Annotated in this window: 1 protein-coding gene; it reads left to right on the forward strand. The window is 63.9% G+C overall.

What is annotated here, in order from left to right:
• Window positions 1–375: 375 nt before the first annotated feature.
• On the forward strand, window positions 376–1,107 hold a 732-nt coding region (locus EN935_RS37255; protein WP_127374302.1), incomplete at its 3' end, for a L,D-transpeptidase.

Below are 1,107 nucleotides of genomic sequence, written 5' to 3' on the forward strand. Positions count from 1 at the left end.
CCCCGGCGCCTGCCGGTAACGCCAAGCCGACGCCGCCATCCGGCAACGACGCTGCGGCTCCGGCGACTGCCCCGGCCATGGCGCCTGCCGCTGGTTCGACGCCGCCGGCAACCAATGGCGCCGCTCCTGCCGCGCCGGCGACTCCGCAGGTCCCGAACCAGTAGTCTTCGGCGCCTGAAGCCGCGATCTGTGCTCGTTTGAACACAGTCGCGGCAAATGCAGCAGGATCACAAAGATTCGACTGGGTGAGGCACGACCTCACGCTTGAGGCCCCCGCGCTTATTCGACTATAGATTGCGCGCGGCATTTCCGGCGCCCTTGGGGGGCGCTGGGCGACGCCGTGGGCAACAAGCATAGAACGATCGGATCTTCGCCATGCAGCTTCGCAGCTTCATTTTCCTGGGACTTTGCGCCGCACTCGGCATGAGTTCCCCCGCTTTCGCTGGCGTTCCGGCCAATATGGCCGCACAGCCTTCGGTTGAAACAACCTCCGCCATCAACGTCGCCGTCAAAAGTGATGCGACGCAGTTGAAGCTTCTCAAGAAGAAGAAAAACCCGACGCCGGACGACCTCGCCCAGATCAAGAAGATCGAGGCCAAGATCGTTGCCGACAAGGAAGCCGCCAAAGCCAAGGCGCTCGAAGCCAGGAAACTGGCGATGCGCGAGGCGGCCAAGGCCAAGGCCGACGCGGAACGGCAGGCGTTCCTGGCCAAGAAGGGCAAGAGCGCGCCGGCAGCCGAGGTGGCCGATGCCAAGCCGGCCAAGAAGCAGGCTGCCAAGATCATCGAGCCAATCGAACCGATCGCGCCGATCCAGTCGGCCGAGCCGCTTCCGGCGGAAGCGATGAACGTCGCCTTGACCGGCAACAATGGCGAGCTGCGCAGCGAGGTCATCGGCCAGAAGCAGCCGAGCAGCGGCGGTCTGTTCGCCGGTCTCTTCGGCGGCACCTCGTCCGGGTCGTCGATCTCATATCTTCCCGAGACACGGGCTCTCGACCAGGCTCTCGCCAAGAGGGAAGCCAAGAAGCAGTTCAAGGTAAAGCCGGAATTTGTGCCGCAAGACGTGGAATTCACCGGTTACGATGCGGGCACCATCGTCATCGACACC

Origin of the sequence: Mesorhizobium sp. M7D.F.Ca.US.004.03.1.1 (assembly GCF_003998635.1) — a bacterium.
Taxonomy (GTDB): domain Bacteria; phylum Pseudomonadota; class Alphaproteobacteria; order Rhizobiales; family Rhizobiaceae; genus Mesorhizobium; species Mesorhizobium loti.